General features: G+C 61.1%; 1 pseudogene. It reads left to right on the forward strand.

The window, feature by feature from the left end:
* Positions 1–383 (forward strand): annotated as a pseudogene (locus tag Q4563_RS16885) (hypothetical protein); the annotation flags it as partial.

Below are 383 nucleotides of genomic sequence, written 5' to 3' on the forward strand. Positions count from 1 at the left end.
CCGGTTATGTGACGCGACAACAGCCGCTGCTGGATGCAGCCGGCGTGGTGGACGAGCAAGCCCTCGACCAGTTGGCCGGGCATGCCATGGTGCTGAACCCTGCCCTGGAAATCTACTTGCTGGACGCCAACGGCCAGATCCTTGGTCATCGTCTGCCGCCTGACCAGGTGCATTTGCAGCGCGTGGCGCTGGCTCCGATTCAACAGTATCTGCAACCAAACGCCCGTTACCCTGTGCTGGGCGATGATCCCAGTAATCCGCAGCAGCGCAACATCTTCTCCGTGGCCGCTATTCCGGCATCTCCAGCCTCCATACTGACCGCCAGCAGCGGCGATGCTGACGCCAGCGGAGCCAGACCACTCGGTTATGTTTACGCCGTTATT

Source organism: Gilvimarinus sp. 1_MG-2023 (genome assembly GCF_030548285.1).